The following is a 19,901-nucleotide window of genomic DNA, read 5'->3' on the forward strand; positions in this document are numbered from 1 at the left end:
CGATTTGTACTGACTTCTAACCAAGACCAGCGTGCCAAGGCGCCACCCCTCAAAAGCGGGAAGCGACGGACAACGGATACTTCCGGAGCGTCTGGTTAATAAACTCTCAAAAGGAGAATGAATGTGACTGCGCTGAACCTAATCCCAGGCCAACTGAGCCTTGCCCAACTGCGTGCCGTGTATCAGCAGCCGGTGCGTGTGACCCTGGACGACAGTGCTTCGGCACAGATCGACGCCAGCGTGGCCTGCGTGGAACAGATCCTCGCGGAAAACCGCACCGCCTACGGCATCAACACCGGTTTCGGCCTGCTGGCCTCGACCCGCATTGCCAGCGAAGACCTGGAAAACCTGCAGCGCTCCCTGGTGCTGTCCCACGCCGCCGGTGTTGGCGAGCCGATCAGCGATGCGCTGGTGCGCCTGATCATGGTGCTCAAGGTCAACAGCCTGAGCCGTGGTTTCTCTGGTATTCGCCGGGTGGTGATCGACGCCTTGATCACCCTGATCAATGCCGAGGTGTACCCGCACATCCCGCTCAAAGGCTCGGTCGGTGCATCCGGTGACCTCGCGCCCCTGGCCCACATGTCGCTGGTCCTGCTGGGCGAAGGCAAGGCCCGTTACAAGGGTGAATGGCTGGAAGCGACCGAGGCGCTGAAAGTCGCCGGCCTGGCGCCGCTGACCCTGGCTGCCAAAGAAGGCCTGGCGCTGCTGAACGGCACCCAAGTATCGACGGCCTACGCCCTGCGTGGTCTGTTTGAAGGTGAAGACCTGTTCGCCGGTGCCCTGGCACTGGGCGGCCTGACCGTGGAAGCCGTGCTGGGTTCGCGCTCGCCGTTCGACGCGCGCATCCACGCTGCCCGTGGCCAGAAAGGCCAGATCGACGCGGCCGCAGCCTACCGCGACCTGCTGGGCGAGCGCAGTGAAGTATCTGATTCGCACCAGAACTGCGACAAGGTCCAGGACCCGTACTCCCTGCGTTGCCAGCCACAAGTCATGGGCGCCTGCCTGACCCAGTTCCGCCAGGCCGCTGAAGTGCTGGCCGTCGAAGCCAATGCCGTGTCCGACAACCCGCTGGTTTTCGCCAGCGAAGGCGATGTGATCTCCGGCGGCAACTTCCACGCCGAGCCAGTGGCGATGGCCGCTGACAACATGGCCCTGGCCATCGCGGAAATCGGCTCCCTGAGCGAGCGCCGCATTTCGTTGATGATGGACAAGCACATGTCGCAACTGCCGCCGTTCCTGGTGGCCAACGGTGGCGTCAACTCCGGCTTCATGATCGCCCAGGTGACTGCGGCGGCCCTGGCCAGTGAAAACAAGGCCCTGGCGCACCCGCATTCGGTAGATAGCCTGCCGACTTCGGCCAACCAGGAAGACCACGTGTCCATGGCCCCGGCGGCAGGTAAGCGCCTGTGGGAAATGGCTGAAAACACCCGTGGCGTTCTCGCAGTCGAGTGGCTGGCTGCCTGCCAGGGCCTGGACCTGCGCGACGGCCTGAAAACCTCGTCGAAACTGGAAAAAGCCCGCAGCACCTTGCGCGCCAAAGTGCCGTTCTACGAGAAAGACCGCTTCTTCGCGCCGGACATCAACGCCGCCAGCGAGCTGCTGGCTTCGCGTTGCTTGAATGAACTGGTGACGGCGAAGTTGCTGCCGAGCCTGTAAGCGCCCCATCGCGGGCAAGCCGGCTCCCACAAGGATTGCGCTGAACCTGTGGGAGCAGGTTTGCCTGCGAATCGATTTGCTTCGACAAAAATAATAGGGACGAGCAATGCAACAGCCAGACAAAGGCTTGAAACGCGGGCTATCCGCCCGACATATTCGCTTCATGGCACTGGGGTCGGCGATCGGCACCGGGCTTTTCTACGGTTCCGCCTCGGCCATCCAGATGGCCGGGCCGGCCGTGCTGCTGGCCTACCTGATTGGTGGCGCCGCGGTGTTCATGGTCATGCGCGCCCTGGGCGAGATGGCCGTGCACAACCCGGTCTCGGGTTCCTTTGGCCATTACGCCAGCACCTACCTGGGGCCCATGTCCGGCTTCATCCTGGGCTGGACCTACGCCTTCGAGATGATCATCGTCTGCCTGGCCGACGTCACGGCCTTCGGCATCTACATGGGCTTCTGGTTCCCGGAAGTCGCGCGCTGGATCTGGGTGCTGGGCATCGTGCTGCTGATCGGCGGGCTGAACCTGTGCAACGTCAAGGTCTTCGGCGAGATGGAGTTCTGGCTGTCGCTGCTGAAAGTCGCCGCCATCGTCGCGATGATCCTCGGCGGTTTTGGCATCATGCTCTTCGGCATCGGCACGGCCAGCACTGAAACGGCTCCCGGCCTGAGCAACCTGTGGGCCCACGGTGGTTTCATGCCTAATGGCATCGGCGGTGTGATTGCCTCCCTGGCGGTGGTGATGTTCGCATTCGGCGGCATCGAGATCATCGGTATCACTGCCGGTGAAGCCAAGGACCCACAACGGGTGATTCCACGGGCGATCAATGCGGTGCCTCTGCGGATCCTGCTGTTCTACGTGCTGACCCTGTTTGTGTTGATGGCGATCTACCCATGGCCACAGATTGGCAGCCAGGGCAGCCCGTTCGTGCAGATCTTCGACAGCCTGGGCATCGGCGCGGCGGCAACTGTGCTTAACATCGTGGTGATCTCGGCGGCAGTATCGGCGATCAACAGCGATATCTTCGGTGCCGGACGCATGATGTACGGCCTGGCGCAGCAGGGCCACGCACCCAAGGGGTTTGCCCAGCTGTCGAAACAGGGCGTGCCGTGGATGACCGTGGTGGTCATGGGCGCAGCGTTGCTGGGCGGCGTGGTGTTGAACTACCTGATCCCCAAGGATGTGTTCCTGGTGATCGCCTCGATCGCGACTTTCGCCACCGTCTGGGTGTGGTTGATGATCCTGGTGACCCAAGTGGCCATGCGTCGTTCGATGACCCGCGAGCAAGTCGCCGAGCTGAAATTCCCGGTACCGTTCTGGCCTTATGCGCCGGCGGCCGCGATAGTGTTCATGCTGTTTGTATTTGGTGTGCTGGGTTACTTCCCGAGCACCCAGGCAGCGCTGGTAGTCGGTGCGGTGTGGATCGTCTTGCTGGTGATTGCTTATAAATTGTGGGTCAAGCCGGCTGCCCCAACGGCGGTCGAGGTGAGTCGCGACCCTTCCATGTCCCATCGATAACCTAACGGAGGCCTGGGATGAAAACTCTCTGGCAACACTGCCACGTTGCAAGCATGGCCCAAGGCAATTACTCGATCATCGAGGATGCCGCCATCGTGACGTCAGGTGCGCACATTGAGTGGATCGGCCCACGCAGCGAGCTGCCGTCCGATTATTACCCCGAGGTCCATGACCTCGCGGGGGCCTGGGTGACCCCGGGCCTGATCGACTGCCACACGCACACGGTGTTTGGCGGCAACCGCAGCGGCGAATTCGAACAGCGCCTGCAAGGCGTCAGCTATGCCGAGATCGCTGCCGCCGGCGGGGGTATCGCCAGCACCGTGCGCGCGACCCGTGCCGCAACGGAGGACGAACTGTTCGCCAGTGCCGCCAAGCGCCTGAAAAGCCTGCTGCGCGACGGCGTCACCAGCATCGAGATCAAGTCTGGCTACGGTCTGGACCTGGTCAGCGAGCGCAAGATGCTGCGTGTCGCCCGGCGCCTCGGTGAGGCGTTTGCGGTCAGCGTGCGCACCACCTGCCTGGCGGCCCACGCCTTGCCACCGGAGTACGCCGATCGCAGCGACGACTACATCGAGCATATCTGCAACGAGATGCTCCCGGCCCTGGCGGCTGAAGGGCTGGTGGATGCGGTGGATGCGTTCTGCGAATACCTGGCGTTCTCGCCGGCGCAGGTAGAGCGGGTGTTCATCGCCGCGCAGAAGCTGGGTCTGCCCGTGAAGCTGCACGCCGAGCAGTTGTCGTCGTTGCATGGCTCTAGCCTGGCGGCGCGTTATCAGGCGTTGTCGGCCGATCACCTGGAGTTCATGACCGAAGACGACGCCATCGCCATGGCCGCGGCCGGTACGGTAGCCGTACTGCTGCCTGGGGCGTTCTACTTCCTGCGCGAAACCCAGTTGCCGCCGATGGATGCCCTGCGCAAGCACGGCGTGAAAATCGCCATCGCCAGCGACCTCAACCCCGGCACGTCGCCGGCCCTGTCGGTGCGCCTGATGCTGAACATGGCCTGCACCTGCTTTCGTATGACGCCGGAGGAAGCCTTGGCTGGCGCGACAATCCACGCCGCCACTGCGCTGGGCATGGCCGATACCCACGGTTCGCTGGAAGTGGGCAAGGTTGCCGACTTCGTCGCCTGGCAGATCGATCGTCCGGCCGACCTGTCGTACTGGTTGGGTGGTGACCTGGAAAAACGCGTCGTGCGTCACGGCGTTGAAGTCGAGATTTAGGAGAGCAGCTGTGGATAAGGTTCTGAACTTCCAACAAGGCCGGGTGCCGCTGCTGATCAGCATGCCGCACGCCGGTGTGCGCCTGACGCCAGCCGTCGAGGCCGGGTTGATCCCCGCCGCGCAAAGCCTGCCGGACACTGACTGGCACATTCCGACACTCTACGAGTTCGCCCAGGAACTGGGCGCCAGCACCCTGGCGGCGGAGTATTCGCGGTTCGTCATCGATCTCAATCGTCCGTCTGACGACAAGCCGCTGTACGTCGGCGCGACCACCGGCCTGTACCCGGCGACCCTGTTCGACGGCGTGCCGTTGTTCCGCGAAGGGCTGGAGCCGTCTGCCGAGGAGCGCGCACGTTATCTGGAGCAGGTCTGGACCCCGTACCACCGCACGCTGGCGCAGGAGTTGGCGCGGCTCAAGGCCGAGTTCGGCTATGCCATGCTGTTCGACGCGCACTCGATTCGCTCGGTGATCCCGCACCTGTTCGAAGGCAAGCTGCCGGACTTCAACCTCGGCACCTTCAACGGTGCCAGTTGCGATCCGACGCTGGCGACCGAGTTGGAAGCGATCTGTGCTGGCCACAGCGATTACAGTCACGTGTTGAACGGGCGCTTCAAGGGCGGCCACATCACTCGGCATTACGGCAACCCGGACGAAAACATTCATGCGGTGCAACTGGAGTTGGGGCAGTGCACCTATATGGAAGAGTTCGAGCCGTTCCGCTACCGCCCCGACCTGGCCGCTCCGACCCAGGTGGTGCTCAAGCAACTGCTGCAAGGGATGTTGGCCTGGGGGCGGCAGCGATACGGTTGAGGAGTGGTAAGGGCGTCTGAGGCGGTCTGCTTTCCCACAGTGATTCTGGGTGTTTGCAAGTCTTGCATTCGCCCTGCAAGTTTGCGTGGGAAAGGACCCTCGCCGGCGCCGCAAAAACCGTATTTTCTTCAGGGACATGCTCATTGCGCTATTCGGGTTTATGATGCCCAACGGCAGAATAATAGAAGTCCCCCCAGGGATGACCTCGACCCCTTACGGAGCGCGCAATGCAGACTTTGTACCCGCAGATCAAACCTTACGCCCGGCACGATCTGGCCGTCGATGAAACCCATACCCTGTACGTCGACGAAAGCGGATCACCGGAAGGGTTGCCGGTGGTGTTCATTCATGGCGGCCCGGGGGCGGGTTGCGATGCGCAGAGCCGGCGCTACTTCGATCCGAATCTGTATCGCATTGTCACTTTCGATCAGCGTGGTTGCGGCCGTTCGACCCCGCACGCAAGCCTGGAAAACAACACCACCTGGGACCTGGTTGCCGACCTGGAGCGGATTCGCCAGCACCTGGGCATCGACAAGTGGGTGCTGTTCGGTGGCTCCTGGGGTTCGACCCTGGCCCTGGCCTACGCACAAACCCACCCAGAGCGCGTGCACGGCCTGATTGTGCGCGGGATTTTTCTCTGCCGCCCGCAGGAAATCGAATGGTTCTACCAGGCCGGCGCCAGCCGCCTGTTCCCTGATTACTGGCAGGACTACATCGCGCCGATTCCCCAGGACGAACGTGACGATCTGCTCAACGCCTTTCACAAGCGCCTGACCGGCAACGACCAGATTGCCCAGATGCATGCGGCCAAGGCCTGGTCGCTCTGGGAAGGCCGCACCGCGACCCTGCGCCCGAATCCGCTGGTGGTCGATCGCTTTTCGGAGCCGCAGCGCGCGCTGTCGATTGCCCGGATCGAATGCCACTACTTCACCAACAACGCCTTCCTGGAACCCAACCAGCTGATTCGCGACATGGGCAAGATCGCCCACCTGCCTGGCGTCATCGTGCATGGCCGCTACGACGTGATCTGCCCGTTGGACAATGCCTGGGAGTTGCACCAGAACTGGCCCAACAGTGAACTGCAGGTGATCCGCGACGCCGGGCACGCTGCCTCCGAGCTGGGTATCACCGATGCCCTGGTGCGGGCTGCCAACCAGATGGCGCGGCGCCTGCTCGACCTGCCGCCTGAAGAAGCATGAAGGGCCTGTTGCAGCGCGTGCGTGGCGCGCGCGTCGAGGTAGCGGGGGAGGTTGTCGGCTCGATCGACCAGGGCTTGCTGGTCCTGGTGGCCGTTGAACCCGACGATACCCGGGCCAGCGCCGACAAACTTGTGCAGAAGCTGCTTAACTATCGGGTATTCAGCGACGCCGAGGGCAAGATGAACCTGTCCTTGGCCGATGTCGGCGGGGGGTTGCTGTTGGTCTCGCAGTTCACCCTGGCCGCCGACACCAAAAATGGCCTGCGCCCGAGCTTTTCGACCGCTGCCCCTCCGGCACTGGGCGAAGAGCTTTTTGACTATTTACTAGGCAAAGCACAGCAGTTGCATGGCAATGTGGCATCAGGCAGATTTGGCGCGGATATGCAGGTGCATCTGGTCAATGATGGCCCGGTGACCTTCCTGTTGCAGACCTGAAAGCGTTTGAAACATCTTTTCAGGGCTGTTTCGGGGTGAAACAGGGGTTTTTCGCAATAAATACTTTGTTACCCCTGATGCGTTGTAACGCGGGCTACTAGATAATCCCGCGCTACGGGGATCAGCGTTCGTTGGCCCATTTTTGACTTAGGTAGAGACTTGTTCACGACCGTTTGGGGAATCATTTTGCCCCATCGGAGTCGGAACAATGCTCGCCAACCTGGCATATAGATAGCTGGCCGTTGGTTTTTTGATCTGTTTTCGGCGAGGGTTGCTCGTGATTGTTAGTCCCTGTACTGCACCAAAATTGTCTGCCAAACGGTTACGAAACGCACTGGCGACAGGCTCTGCCCTGTTTTGCCTGCTCAGCGCCGGCCAGCTTTGGGCATTCAATCTGAACGATGTGTCGGCCAAGGCAAAAGAGCTGGCTGGGCAGAAATACGAGGCTCCGCGCAGCAATCTGCCGAACGAATTTCGCGAAATGAAATTCGCCGACTATCAAAAAATTCGTTTCCTGACCGAAAAAGCTGAATGGGCCGATAAAAAGACCCCGTTCAAGCTGTCGTTCTATCACCAGGGCATGCATTTCGATACGCCGGTGAAAATCAACGAAATCACGGCCAACACCGTCGAAGAGATCAAGTACGACCCAAGTCGTTTCGATTTCGGCGACGTCAAGTTTGATCCCAAGGCCACCGAACAACTGGGTTATGCCGGTTTCCGTGTGCTTTACCCGATCAACAAGGCCGACAAGCAAGACGAAATCATGACCATGCTCGGCGCGAGCTATTTCCGCGTCGTCGGCAAGGGCCATACCTATGGGCTGTCGGCCCGTGGCCTGGCGATTGATACCGCGCTGCCGTCGGGTGAAGAATTCCCGCGTTTCACCGAGTTCTGGATCGAGCAGCCGAAGCCGGGCGACAAGCACCTGGTGATTTTCGCCCTGCTGGATTCGCCACGTGCCACCGGCGCCTACCGCCTGACCCTGCGTCCTGGCAGCGACACCATTGTCGACGTCAAGGCGCAGATGTTCCTGCGTGACAAGGTCAGCAAGCTGGGCATCGCCCCGCTGACCAGCATGTTCCTGTTCGGCGCCAACCAGCCATCGAAGGTCCTCAACTACCGTCGCGAGCTGCACGACTCCAGCGGCCTGGCGATCCATGCCGGCAACGGCGAGTGGATCTGGCGTCCGCTGAACAACCCGAAACACTTGGCCGTGAGCAACTTCTCGGTAGAGAACCCACGTGGTTTTGGCCTGCTGCAACGTGGCCGCGACTTCAGCCACTATGAAGACCTCGACGACCGCTACGACAAGCGCCCAAGCGCCTGGATCGAGCCAAAAGGTGATTGGGGCAAGGGTTCGGTCGACCTGGTGGAAATTCCTACCGCCGACGAAACCAACGACAACATCGTGGCTTTCTGGAGCCCGGAAAAACTGCCGGAGCCTGGCCAGCCACTGGATGTAGCCTATCGCCTGCACTGGACCATCGACGAAGCAGCCCTGCACGCCCCGGATAGCGCGTGGGTCAGCCAGACCCTGCGTTCCACCGGCGACGTCAAGCAATCCAACCTGATTCGTCAGCCAGATGGCAGTGTTGCCTACCTGGTGGATTTCGAAGGTCCATCCCTGGCAGCCCTGCCGCCGGAGGCCGACGTTCGTAGCCAGGTCAGCGTGGGTGACAATGCCGAGCTGGTCGAGAACAGCGTGCGCTACAACCCTGAAACCAAGGGCTGGCGCCTGACCCTGCGGATGAAGATCAAGGACCCGAGCAAGTCGACCGAGATGCGTGCGGCCCTGGTGCAGCCCATCGTGCCGGCGGACCTGACCAAGACTTCGCTGCCAAGCTCCAATTCCTCGGTGGCCAAGGCCGACAAAGTGGCCGCCAAGCAGCAAGAGAAAGCGGACAAGGAAGCCAAGCAGGCAGAAGCCAAGCAAGCGGACGCCAAACAGGCTGACGCCAAGCCCGCTGCCGAGAGCAAGACCAAGGACAACAAAGACGCCAAGCAGCCAGTTGCTGCCGAAGCGGCCCCAGCCACACCGGAATCGGCGCCGACTGAAGAAGTCTTGACCGAGACCTGGAGCTATCAGTTGCCTGCCGATGAGTAATTCCCAAGCACAGCCAGAGTCGCTCAGCGAGTATCTGGCGCATTTGCCGATGACCGATGAGCAGCGCGCCGAGTTGGCGGGCTGCAAATCCTTCAGCGAACTGCATGAACGCCTGTCCTCGTCGACCTTCGACGCACCGAGCGAGGCCGCACAGGCCTCGGTCGGCCGTCGCCTGACCCTCAACTCCGCCGAGGAGCTGGAAGAGGCCGAGATGCTGGTGCTCGACGCCAGCGGCCGGGTGTGCCTGAAAGCCACCCCGCCGATCCGTCGGACCAAGGTCGTGCCCGAGCCGTGGCGTACCAATATCCTGGTGCGCGGCTGGCGTCGGCTGACCGGTCGCACCAATCCGCCGGCACCGCCCAAGGATGAACGTGTGCTGCCGGCCGCGCGCTGGCGCACCGTCGGTTCGATTCGCCGCTACATCCTGCTGGTGCTGATGCTCGGGCAGACCATCGTTGCCGGCTGGTACATGAAAGGCATCATGCCGTACCAGGGCTGGTCGTTCGTCGACCTGAACGAAGTCCTGCATCAACCGCTGATGCAGACCGCCACGCAAGTGCTGCCATACGCCTTGCAGACCAGCATCCTGATTCTGTTCGGGATTCTGTTCTGCTGGGTCTCGGCCGGTTTCTGGACCGCGCTGATGGGCTTCCTCGAGCTGCTGACCGGTCACGATAAATACCGCATCTCCGGTAAAAGTGCCGGCAACGAGCCGATTCCCAAAGACGCCCGCACCGCCTTGGTGATGCCGATCTGCAACGAAGACGTGCCACGGGTGTTTGCCGGTTTGCGCGCAACCTTCGAATCGGTGGCCGCCACTGGCGATCTCGATCGTTTCGATTTCTTCGTCCTCAGTGACAGTAACGACTCCGATATCTGTGTCGCCGAGCAACAAGCCTGGCTGGATGTCTGCCGCGAAGCCAAGGGCTTTGGCAAGATCTTCTATCGCCGCCGTCGCCGTCGGGTCAAACGCAAGAGCGGTAACCTCGACGACTTCTGCCGTCGCTGGGGGGGTGACTACAAGTACATGGTGGTCCTCGACGCCGACAGCGTGATGAGCGGTGAATGCCTGACCAGCCTGGTGCGCTTGATGGAAGCCACGCCGGACGCCGGGATCATCCAGACCGCGCCACGGGCGTCGGGCATGGACACCCTGTATGCGCGCATGCAGCAGTTCGCCACCCGGGTCTACGGCCCGCTGTTCACCGCCGGCCTGCACTTCTGGCAGTTGGGCGAATCCCACTACTGGGGGCACAACGCGATCATCCGCATGAAGCCGTTCATCGAGCACTGCGCCTTGGCGCCGTTGCCCGGTAAAGGCGCGTTTGCCGGTGCCATCCTGTCCCACGACTTCGTTGAAGCCGCGCTGATGCGCCGTGCCGGCTGGGGCGTGTGGATTGCCTACGACCTGCCGGGCAGCTACGAAGAACTGCCGCCCAACCTGCTGGACGAACTCAAGCGTGACCGTCGCTGGTGCCACGGTAACCTGATGAACTTCCGCCTGTTCCTGGTCAAGGGCATGCACCCGGTGCACCGTGCGGTGTTCCTGACGGGCGTGATGTCCTACCTGTCGGCACCGCTGTGGTTCTTCTTCCTGGTGCTGTCGACGGCGCTGCTGGCGGTCAACACGCTGATGGAGCCGCAGTACTTCCTGGAACCGCGCCAGTTGTATCCGCTGTGGCCACAATGGCACCCGGACAAGGCCATCGCGCTGTTCTCGACCACCATCGTGCTGCTGTTCCTGCCGAAGTTGTTGAGCATCATCCTGATCTGGGCCAAGGGCGCGAAAGAGTTCGGCGGCAAGTTCAAGGTCACCCTGTCAATGCTCCTGGAGATGCTGTTCTCCATGTTGCTGGCGCCGGTGCGGATGATTTTCCACACCCGGTTTGTGCTCGCCGCGTTCCTCGGCTGGGCCGCGACCTGGAACTCGCCACAGCGTGACGATGACTCCACGCCCTGGAGCGAGGCAGTCAAGCGTCACGGTCCGCAGACCCTGCTGGGCTTCTTCTGGGCCTTGCTGGTGATCTGGCTGAACCCGAGCTTCCTGTGGTGGCTGGTGCCGATCGTCGGTTCGTTGATGCTGTCGATCCCGGTGTCGGTGATCTCCAGCCGTGTGGGCCTGGGCCTGAAGTCCCGTGACGAGAGCCTGTTCCTGATTCCTGAGGAATACAATCCGCCACAGGCCTTGCTGGCAACCGACCAGTACACCCACGAGAACCGCTGGCACGCCCTGAACGACGGCTTCATCCGCGCCGTGGTCGACCCGCAGCAGAACGCCCTGGCGTGTGCGCTGGCGACTTCGCGTCACGGTCAGGCCGAGCCGATCGAGTGGTTGCGCACCGAGCGGGTACGCCACGCGTTGAAAGTCGGCCCGGCCGGCTTGAACAACCATGAGCGCCTGCAGTTGCTCAGCGACCCGGTAGCCCTGGCTCGCCTGCATGAGCAGGTCTGGAGCGAAGGCCACGCCGACTGGCTGGACGCCTGGCGGGCTTCGGTGAAAGCCGACCCCCATGCGCCGCTGTTGCCGCTCAAGCCCTTGAGCTTGCAGGCACAACCGGCCTGATGAAAAAGCCCCGCCGATCCGCGGGGCTTTTTTTTGCCTGAAACTTCGTAACCACTTGTGCAAACGGCCGAGTGCGTTAGCATCGCTCCCTTCTTTGGTGTGCCCGGACAACCTTTGTGTCCGTATCGGCCGTTTTCCACAAAAAAGCGTTCGATTGCGCGCCTTACTACAAAAAGATTGGGGACTTTGATGATGAAGAAGTATCTCTCGATGCTGATGCTCGGCGTCTCGGCACTGGTAGCGGTCAACGCGGCGCAGGCCGGCGCCATCGACGATGCAGTCAAGCGTGGCACGTTGAAAGTCGGCATGGATCCGACCTACATGCCGTTTGAAATGACCAACAAGCGCGGCGAAATCATTGGCTTCGAAGTCGATCTGCTCAAAGCCATGACCAAGGCCATGGGCGTCAAGCTGGAACTGGTATCCACCGGTTACGATGGCATCATCCCGGCCTTGCTGACCGATAAGTTCGACATGATCGGCAGCGGCATGACCCTGACCCAGGAACGCAACCTGCGCCTGAACTTCAGCGAACCCTTCATCGTGGTCGGCCAGACGCTGCTGATCCGCAAGGAGCTGGAAGGCACCATCAAGTCCTATAAAGACCTGAACAGCGCCGACTACCGCATCACCTCCAAGCTCGGCACCACGGGCGAAATGGTCGCCAGGAAGCTGATGTCCAAAGCCAAGTACCACGGCTACGACAACGAACAGGAAGGTGTGCTCGACGTGGTCAACGGCAAGGCTGACGCCTTTGTCTACGACGCACCGTACAACGTGGTGGCAGTGAACAAGGTCGGCAACGGCAAGCTGGTGTTCCTCGACAAGCCGTTCACCTACGAGCCACTGGCTTTCGGCCTGAAGAAGGGCGACTACGACAGCCTGAACTTCATCAACAACTTCCTGCACCAGATCCACGAAGACGGCACCTACGATCGTATTCATGACAAGTGGTTCAAAGACACCGCTTGGCAGAAAGACATGGAATAAGGCTTGGTCAGATAGACCGAGTCGCCTCAATCGCTGGCAAGCCAGCTCCCACAGGTTCAGCGTTGGACACAAAAATGCTGCTCACCTGGACCATTGTAGGAGCGGGCTTGCCCGCGATGACGGCCTGACAGGCAACAAACATCCCGGAACCCGCAATGAAACATAAAAAAGCCCAATGGCCCTGGCACGTCCTGACCGTGCTGGTGCTGGTCGGCATGGCCGGCGCGTTGTACTACGCCACCTCGCTGATGTCCTACGAATGGCGCTGGAACCGCGTGCCGCAGTACTTCGCCTATCACGCCGAAGACACCCAGCGTGCCGCCGACATCTCCACCGTCAGTGAACTGGTGCGCAAAGGTGACAAAGCTGAGGTGACCCTGCGCAACGACGCCGGCACCGAGCAAGTGCTGACGGTCGACGACAACAGCCTGCAAGTGGCCCGTGGCGACGATGTGGCCGAAGGCGATGTGATCGGTGTCACCCGGCATTGGGCCGCAGGACCGCTGCTGTGGGGCTTGTGGACAACCTTGTGGCTGTCGCTGGTCTCGGGTGTGCTTGGGCTGTTGATCGGCCTCGCAACCGGCCTGTGCCGGCTGTCGAACAACCCGACCCTGCGCGATCTGTCGATCGTCTACATCGAGCTGGTGCGCGGTACGCCGCTGCTGGTGCAGATCTTCATTTTCTACTTCTTCATCGGCACGGTGCTCAACCTGTCCCGCGAGTTCGCCGGGATTGCCGCGCTGTCGCTGTTCACCGGGGCCTACGTGGCCGAGATCATTCGATCGGGCGTGCAGTCGATTGCCCGTGGGCAGAACGAAGCCGCGCGCTCCCTGGGCCTGAATGCCAGCCAGTCGATGCGCCATGTGGTGCTGCCGCAAGCATTCAAGCGGGTGCTGCCGCCACTGGCCGGGCAATTCATCAGCCTGGTCAAGGACACCTCGCTGGTGTCGGTCATCGCCATCACCGAGCTGCTCAAGAGTGGCCGTGAAGTCATCACCACCTCGTTCTCGCCGTTCGAAATCCTGTTCTGCGTGGCCGGGCTGTACCTGTTGATCAACCTGCCGCTGTCGAAAATGGCCAGCCGGCTTGAGCGGAGGCTCGCGCAAAGTGATTGAAGTCCGCGATCTGATAAAAGTCTTCGACACCCGTGGCCAGGTGGTTCGCGCGGTGGACAACGTCACCACCCAGGTGGCCAAGGGCGAGGTGCTGGTGGTCATCGGTCCGTCCGGTTCCGGTAAATCGACTTTCTTGCGCTGCCTCAATGGCCTGGAAGAGTTCGATTCCGGCTCGGTGAGCATCGACGGCCTGCAACTGGCCGACCCGAAAACCGACGTGAATGCCTACCGGCGTGAAGTCGGCATGGTGTTCCAGCACTTCAACCTGTTCCCGCACATGACCGTGCTGGAGAACCTGTGCCTGGCGCAGAAGGTCGTGCGCAAGCGCGCCAAGAAGGAGCGCGAAGCCAAGGCCATGGCGCTGTTGGAGAAGGTCGGCATTGCGCAGAAGGCCCACGAGTTCCCGTCGCGCCTGTCCGGCGGCCAACAACAGCGGGTGGCAATCGCTCGGGCGCTGGCCATGGAGCCCAAGGTCATGCTGTTCGACGAGCCGACCTCGGCACTCGACCCGGAAATGGTCGGCGAAGTGCTGGATGTGATGAAGACCCTGGCGGTAGAAGGCATGACCATGGTCTGCGTCACTCATGAAATGGGCTTTGCCCGCGAAGTGGCGGACCGGGTGCTGTTCTTCGATCACGGCAAGTTGCTGGAAGATGCCTCGCCAGCCGAGTTCTTTGATGCACCGAAGGACCCGCGGGCGCAGGCGTTCTTGCGTCAGGTCTTGTAAGGGCGCGACTAAATAACTGGTCGGCAGAAACGTTTATCAAGGACTCCACGGACGGGCTTGAACAACATGGACTGTATCTTTTGCAAAATGCTCGCCGGCCAGGCACCCATGCACCTGATCTGGGAGGACGAAGCCCACGTGGCATTCCTCTCCAGCCGTCCCAATACACCGGGCTTCTCGGTGGTCGTGCCCCGGCAGCACGTTGGCAGCTACGCGTTCGCCCAGTCTGACGAGGTATTGTCGGGGTTGATGATCGCCGCGAAAAAAGTCGCACTGCTGATCGACCGCGCGCTGCCGGACGTTGGCCGCACGGGCTTGATGCTGGAAGGCTATGGCATCGACCATTTGCACGCCAAGCTCTTCCCCATGCACGGGACGGGCGACTCCAGCGCCTTCAAACCCATCAGTTCCAACGTCGACAAGTTCTTCGAGCGCTACGAAGGCTATATCTCGTCCCATGACTTCAAGGGTGAGCTCAACCACGACCTCGCGGCCCTGGCGCAGCGCATTCGCCAGGTTGGCGGGTTCCAGGCCTGAACCGGGAGGCTGTTGCCAGCCTCGCGTGTGCCACCGATCAGACCCTGAATTTACCCACCAGCATCTGCAGATGAGTACCCAACCGCGCCAGCTCGACGCTGGAGGCGGCGGTCTCCTCACTGGCGGCCGAGGTCTGCTCGGACACATCACGCACATTCAGCACGCTGCGGTTGATCTCTTCGGCCACGGCGCTTTGTTGCTCGGCCGCGGCGGCGATCTGCTGGTTCATTGCCTGGATCGCTGAGACGGTGCGGGTGATGTTGTCCAGCGAACCGCCCGCGCGGCGGGTGAGCTCGACGCTGCTGTCGGTCAGGCTGCGGCTGTTGTCCAGGATGGTGGCGACCTGCTGGGTGCCGCTCTGCAGGCCAACGATCAGTTCCTCGATCTCTTCGGTGGACTTCTGGGTGCGTTGCGCCAGGCTGCGCACTTCATCGGCGACCACGGCAAAACCTCGGCCGGCCTCACCGGCCCGCGCGGCCTCGATGGCGGCATTGAGGGCCAGCAGGTTGGTTTGCTGGGCCACGGACTTGATCACGTCCAGCACGCTGCCGATCTTGTCGCTCTCGCGCTTCAGATCGCCCATGGCGACCGTGGAGTGGCCGACCTCGGTGGCCAGGCGCTCGATCTGGGCGATGGCTTCGCCGACCACTTTGTCGCCTTCACGGGCCTGCTGGTCGGCCGCGACGGCGGCCTCCGAGGCCTCTTCGGCGTTACGCGCGACTTCCTGCACGGTGGCGGCCATTTCGTTCATCGCGGTGGCGACCTGATCGGTCTCGACCTTCTGGCTGTTGACCCCGGCGCTGGTCTGCTCGGTCACCGCCGACAGCTCTTCGGCAGCGCTGGCGATTTGCGTGACGCCATCGCTGATCCCGCCAATCAGCTCGCGCAGGCCGACGATCATGCTCTGGATCGCGCGCTGCAGTTGGCCCAGTTCGTCGCGGCGCTGGGAGATCAGGTTGTGCGTCAGGTCGCCGGCGGCCACCCGCTCGGCGGCCTTGAGGGCCTGGTTCAGCGGGATGATGATCTGCCGGGTGATGGCCCAGGCAGCGATCAGGCCGAACACCAGGGCCAGCACCGTGCTCAGCAACAGGGTGTTCTTGGCGTGGGCGGCGTCGGTGTCGCGGACGACCGTCTGCGACAGCGTGAGTTTTTTGCTCAGTTCCAGCAGGACGTCGCCTTGATGGGCCATGTCCTTGAGTGCGGTGGCGCTGGCCACCTGGGCATCGCGGTACTGGCTGACCGCCGCGCGGTAGCCGATCAGCGAGTCGCTGGCCTGTTGCAGGTTGCCGACGTGCTGCTCGGGCAGTTGCGCGGGCAGGGCCTTGAGGTAGTCGAGGGCTGCGTCGATGGCGGCCAGGGCCGGCTGTTCGGCCTCGGCCTTGCCGCTGTAGGTGTAGCCGCGGACCTGGAAGCGCGCCTGCTGGAGCAGTTTGCTGAGGTCGATGACGCTGTTGAACTGCGCCACGTTATCGCCTTGCAGCAGGGCTTTCTCCACTTCGTTGACGCGGGCCACGGCAGCGTCAGCGGTCGCGCCCAGGTTGGCTCTGGCGGCTTCACGATGGGTGGTGGCCTGGGTCATGTCGGCGAAGGCGTGCCGGTACTCGCTGACGGCTTCCAGTTGCTCATTGAGTATGGCGGCGTCGGCGGGCTGCTCGATCATCGTCAGAGCGCTCTTGAGGCCCTGGTCGAGGTTGTTCAACACCTCGTTCACCGCCGCCGGTCCTTGCTCGCCGTGACGCATGTCATAGTCCAGGCGGGCAATGCGCAGGTCTTTGGTCAGTGCGGCGAGGCTGGAGATGAAGCCGAGCTTGTCGCCCCGGCTGATGATGCTGCTCATGCCCGACCAGCCGTTGACGGTGATCAGCAGGGTCATCAGCAAGACCAGGCCGAAGCCGATGCCCAGCTTGCGATTTACGCTCACATTGCCAAGGTTCTCGGCTAACCATCGGTACATGCTGCAGACTCCCCATTGATTCGAATTATGGAGAGTCTATCGGCCGACTAAAGAGAATCTGTAGGTGCTCCTACGATCCTGGGGATCAGAATAGGCGAGCGAGCAGTGCGGTGACTGCGGTTTCGACTCGCAGGATGCGCTCGCCGAGCTGTACCGGTTGCAGTCCAGCCTTGCCCAGCAGGTCGATTTCGTAGGGGATCCAGCCGCCTTCCGGGCCGATGGCCAGGGTTACGGGCTCGGTCAGCCCGCGAGGGCAGGACGGGTGGTTGCCAGGGTGGCCGACCAGCCCGAGGGTGCCCTCGACAATGGCCGGCAGGCGGTCTTCGACGAAGGGCTTGAAGCGTTTTTCGATGACGATTTCCGGCAGCACGCTGTCGCGGGCCTGCTCCAGGCCGAGGATCAATTGTTCGCGAATCGCCTCGGGCTCGAGGAAGGGGGTCTGCCAGAAGCTCTTTTCGACCCGGTAGCTGTTGACCAGCACCACCTTGGGCACGCCCATGGTGGCCACGGTCTGGAACACCCGGCGCAGCATCTTCGGCCGAGGCAGGGCGAGGACCAGGGTCAGGGGCAGCTTGGCCGGCGGTGGCTGGTCAAGGCTGACCCGCAACTCGGCTTCGCCGGGTTCCAGGCGCAGCACTTGGGCCGCACCCATCAGCCCGCCGATGCGTCCGACGCGCATGCTGTCACCGACTTCGCAGCGGTGCACTTCCTGCATGTGGGTCAAGCGCCGATCGCGCAGCACGACCCGGTCGGGCGCAATGAAATCGGCCTCTTCGAGGAGCAGCAGGTTCACGGTTGGGTCGCTGGCGGCTGGTCGTTGTGATCGTCAGCCGGCTGGTCGTCCGGATGCTCGCCACGTTTGCTGATCAGGCTGCCGAACAGGATGCCGATCTCGAACAGCATCCACATCGGCACGGCCAGCAGGGTCTGGGAGAAGATGTCCGGCGGGGTGAGGATCATGCCCACCACGAAGCAACCGATGATCACGTACGGGCGGATCTTGCGCAGGTACTTGACGTCGACCACGCCGATCCATACCAGCAGGACCACGGCCACCGGGATCTCGAACGCCACGCCAAAGGCGAAGAACAGCGTCATGACGAAATCCAGGTAACTGGTGATGTCGGTCATCATCTCCACGCCGGCCGGGGTGGCAGCGGCGAAGAACTTGAAGATCAGCGGGAACACCAGGAAGTAGGCGAACGCCATGCCGGCATAGAACAGCACGATGCTCGACACCAGCAACGGCACGGCAATGCGCTTCTCGTGCTTATACAGGCCCGGTGCGATGAAGCCCCAGATCTGATGCAGGATCACCGGGATCGCCAGGAACAGCGAGACCATCATGGTCAGCTTCAATGGCGTCAGGAAGGGCGACGAGACGTCGGTGGCGATCATCGTCGCACCCGCCGGCAAGTACGCCCGCAGCGGTGTCGAGACGAAGGTGTAGATCTGCTGGGTGAAGGCAAACAGCCCGGCGAAGATCAGGAAGATCGCCGCGACACAGCGCAGCAGGCGGGTACGCAACTCGGTGAGGTGCGAGACCAGCGGCATGTGTTGGTCGTTCTCTGGAATATCGCTCATGGGGCTCGCGGCGCCGGTGTTGGGTCGTGGGGAGCAGGCGCAGCGGTGGCCGCCGGCTCGGTGACAGGTGCGCTGACGGTGGCCGCTGCTGGCTCGACTGCCGCGGAGCTCACCGCTGGGGCAGGCGTGGCTGGGGAGATCGGCGTTTCAGTTGGCGTCGGCTGCTGCTGGAGCGGATTGAGGATTTTGCGCGCCTCCTGCTCCAGCGACAGAATGTGCTCGTTGTGCAATTGCCGACGGATTTCGTCGGCACCGATTTCACGCTCAACTTCCTGTTTGATCGCGTTGAAGCTGCGCTTCAGGCGCCCGACCCACAGGCCGGCGGTGCGCGCAGCGCCCGGCAGGCGCTCGGGGCCCAGCACCAGCAGGGCAACGAGGCCGACAAGCAGCAGTTCAGAGAAGCTGATACCAAACATTAGTCTGTGCTCACGAGTCTTTGCGGGTCGGCTCTTCGACTTTCTGGGCCTGCACGTCAATGGTGTGCGGCTCGTTCAGGGTCGAAGCCTGTGGCTGCACGGGCGGTGCTGGCTGTGCGGTCGGTGGCACCACCGGTTCGGCGGGTTTTTCGTCATCGTTCATGGCCTTGCGAAAGCCCTTGATCGATTCGCCGACGTCGGTGCCGAGGTTTTTCAGTTTCTTGGTGCCGAATACCAGCACTACCACCACCAGAATGACGACCCAGTGTTTCCAGTCAAAAATGCCCATCTTGCTGCTCCTCTCTAATCGTTATTCAGTTGGATGGACGCGAGGCTTTCTCGTCGTGCCCGGACAGGCCGAAGCGGCGGTCCAGTTCGTCGAGTACCGCCTGCGGATGCTGCCCTAACTGGGCCAGCATGACCATGCTATGGAACCACAGGTCAGCGGTTTCGTAGATGACATCGCTGCAATCTCCGCTGACGGCGGCGTCTTTGGCGGCAATGATGGTCTCGACCGACTCTTCGCCGACTTTCTCCAGAATCTTGTTCAGGCCCTTGTGGTAAAGGCTGGCGACATAGGAACTGTCGGCGGCGGCGCCTTTACGCTCTTCCAGCACCTGGGCCAGGCGGGTCAGGGTGTCACTCATGGCTGTGTCCTGCAGAGTAAATGGCGTGCGGGTCCTTGAGCACCGGGTCGACGGTTTTCCAGTCGCCGTTCTCGAATACGCGGTAGAAGCAGCTTTGGCGCCCGGTATGACAGGCGATGTCGCCGATCTGCTCGACCATCAGGATGATCACGTCGGCGTCGCAGTCCAGGCGCATCTCATGCAGGGTCTGCACGTGGCCGGACTCTTCGCCCTTGCGCCACAGCTTGCCACGCGAGCGTGACCAGTAGATGGCGCGGTTCTCGGCAGCGCTGAGCTCCAGTGCTTCGCGGTTCATCCAGGCCATCATCAGCACGCGCCCGGTCTTGTGGTCCTGGGCGATCGCCGGCACCAGGCCGTCACTGTCCCATTTGATCTCGTCCAGCCAGTTTTTCATCTTCGACTCCGACAGCCGGGCCCAGCAT

At 62.2% G+C, this 19,901-nt stretch carries 19 protein-coding genes and 1 pseudogene; 12 read left to right on the forward strand and 8 right to left on the reverse strand.

What is annotated here, in order from left to right; genetic code table 11:
• The first annotated feature begins 117 nt into the window (after positions 1-117).
• The 12 genes from hutH to QMK50_RS15750 all read left to right on the forward strand — a co-directional run bounded on the left by hutH (position 118) and on the right by QMK50_RS15750 (position 14,878).
• Complete coding sequence (gene hutH, locus QMK50_RS15695) at positions 118-1,656, forward strand: histidine ammonia-lyase (protein ID WP_095167320.1); 1,539 nt, start codon at positions 118-120, stop codon at positions 1,654-1,656.
• 106 nt (positions 1,657-1,762) lie between these two features.
• A complete protein-coding gene (locus QMK50_RS15700) occupies positions 1,763-3,172 on the forward strand; it encodes an amino acid permease (protein WP_095167318.1) in 1,410 nt (469 codons plus the stop codon).
• A gap of 17 nt (positions 3,173-3,189) precedes the next feature.
• Positions 3,190-4,395 carry an imidazolonepropionase gene (hutI, locus tag QMK50_RS15705; protein WP_320333451.1) on the forward strand — a complete coding sequence of 402 codons (1,206 nt, stop codon included), beginning with the start codon at positions 3,190-3,192 and terminating at the stop codon, positions 4,393-4,395.
• A gap of 10 nt (positions 4,396-4,405) precedes the next feature.
• Complete coding sequence (hutG, locus tag QMK50_RS15710) at positions 4,406-5,206, forward strand: N-formylglutamate deformylase (RefSeq protein WP_320333452.1); 801 nt, start codon at positions 4,406-4,408, stop codon at positions 5,204-5,206.
• A gap of 227 nt (positions 5,207-5,433) precedes the next feature.
• Positions 5,434-6,405, forward strand: coding sequence for a prolyl aminopeptidase (gene pip, locus QMK50_RS15715; protein WP_320333453.1), 972 nt, complete (start codon positions 5,434-5,436; stop codon positions 6,403-6,405).
• Positions 6,402-6,839: a D-aminoacyl-tRNA deacylase gene (gene dtd / locus QMK50_RS15720; protein WP_095167311.1), complete on the forward strand. Its 438-nt coding sequence runs from the start codon at positions 6,402-6,404 to the stop codon at positions 6,837-6,839. The genes pip and dtd overlap by 4 nt, the downstream gene beginning before the upstream one ends.
• A gap of 334 nt (positions 6,840-7,173) precedes the next feature.
• Complete coding sequence (locus QMK50_RS15725; RefSeq protein WP_371917581.1) at positions 7,174-8,946, forward strand: glucan biosynthesis protein G; 1,773 nt, start codon at positions 7,174-7,176, stop codon at positions 8,944-8,946.
• A complete protein-coding gene (gene mdoH, locus QMK50_RS15730) occupies positions 8,939-11,509 on the forward strand; it encodes a glucans biosynthesis glucosyltransferase MdoH (RefSeq protein WP_095167309.1) in 2,571 nt (856 codons plus the stop codon). The genes QMK50_RS15725 and mdoH overlap by 8 nt, the downstream gene beginning before the upstream one ends.
• Before the next feature lie 192 nt (positions 11,510-11,701).
• Positions 11,702-12,499, forward strand: coding sequence for a transporter substrate-binding domain-containing protein (locus QMK50_RS15735; RefSeq protein WP_095167516.1), 798 nt, complete (start codon positions 11,702-11,704; stop codon positions 12,497-12,499).
• Positions 12,500-12,654: 155 nt separating this feature from the next.
• Complete coding sequence (locus tag QMK50_RS15740) at positions 12,655-13,614, forward strand: amino acid ABC transporter permease (RefSeq protein ID WP_095167307.1); 960 nt, start codon at positions 12,655-12,657, stop codon at positions 13,612-13,614.
• Complete coding sequence (locus tag QMK50_RS15745) at positions 13,607-14,341, forward strand: amino acid ABC transporter ATP-binding protein (protein WP_095167305.1); 735 nt, start codon at positions 13,607-13,609, stop codon at positions 14,339-14,341. The genes QMK50_RS15740 and QMK50_RS15745 overlap by 8 nt, the downstream gene beginning before the upstream one ends.
• A gap of 66 nt (positions 14,342-14,407) precedes the next feature.
• Entirely contained in the window at positions 14,408-14,878 is a 471-nt protein-coding gene (locus QMK50_RS15750) for an HIT family protein (RefSeq protein WP_320333454.1), read from the forward strand.
• 37 nt (positions 14,879-14,915) lie between these two features.
• Here QMK50_RS15750 and QMK50_RS27385 read toward each other — a convergent pair whose 3' ends face one another.
• The 8 genes and pseudogenes from QMK50_RS27385 to hisI all read right to left on the reverse strand — a co-directional run bounded on the left by QMK50_RS27385 (position 14,916) and on the right by hisI (position 19,873).
• Complete coding sequence (locus QMK50_RS27385) at positions 14,916-15,779, reverse strand: methyl-accepting chemotaxis protein (protein WP_413787322.1); 864 nt, start codon at positions 15,777-15,779, stop codon at positions 14,916-14,918.
• Positions 15,774-16,832 (reverse strand): annotated as a pseudogene (locus QMK50_RS27390) (methyl-accepting chemotaxis protein); the annotation flags it as partial. The gene QMK50_RS27385 and the pseudogene QMK50_RS27390, both read right to left, overlap by 6 nt.
• Positions 16,833-16,917: 85 nt before the next feature.
• Entirely contained in the window at positions 16,918-17,625 is a 708-nt protein-coding gene (locus QMK50_RS15760; protein WP_320333456.1) for a 16S rRNA (uracil(1498)-N(3))-methyltransferase, read from the reverse strand.
• Complete coding sequence (gene tatC, locus QMK50_RS15765) at positions 17,622-18,416, reverse strand: twin-arginine translocase subunit TatC (RefSeq protein WP_095167298.1); 795 nt, start codon at positions 18,414-18,416, stop codon at positions 17,622-17,624. The genes QMK50_RS15760 and tatC overlap by 4 nt, the downstream gene beginning before the upstream one ends.
• On the reverse strand, positions 18,413-18,832 hold the full coding sequence (gene tatB / locus QMK50_RS15770) for a Sec-independent protein translocase protein TatB (RefSeq protein WP_320333457.1): 420 nt from the start codon (positions 18,830-18,832) through the stop codon (positions 18,413-18,415). The genes tatC and tatB overlap by 4 nt, the downstream gene beginning before the upstream one ends.
• Positions 18,833-18,842: 10 nt before the next feature.
• Positions 18,843-19,121 carry a twin-arginine translocase TatA/TatE family subunit gene (locus QMK50_RS15775; RefSeq protein WP_095167295.1) on the reverse strand — a complete coding sequence of 93 codons (279 nt, stop codon included), beginning with the start codon at positions 19,119-19,121 and terminating at the stop codon, positions 18,843-18,845.
• Positions 19,122-19,146: 25 nt separating this feature from the next.
• Positions 19,147-19,479, reverse strand: coding sequence for a phosphoribosyl-ATP diphosphatase (locus QMK50_RS15780; protein WP_166592170.1), 333 nt, complete (start codon positions 19,477-19,479; stop codon positions 19,147-19,149).
• Positions 19,472-19,873: a phosphoribosyl-AMP cyclohydrolase gene (gene hisI / locus QMK50_RS15785; RefSeq protein ID WP_095167291.1), complete on the reverse strand. Its 402-nt coding sequence runs from the start codon at positions 19,871-19,873 to the stop codon at positions 19,472-19,474. The genes QMK50_RS15780 and hisI overlap by 8 nt, the downstream gene beginning before the upstream one ends.
• Positions 19,874-19,901: the final 28 nt, after the last annotated feature.

It is taken from the genome of Pseudomonas sp. P5_152 (assembly GCF_033989915.1).
GTDB lineage: Bacteria > Pseudomonadota > Gammaproteobacteria > Pseudomonadales > Pseudomonadaceae > Aquipseudomonas.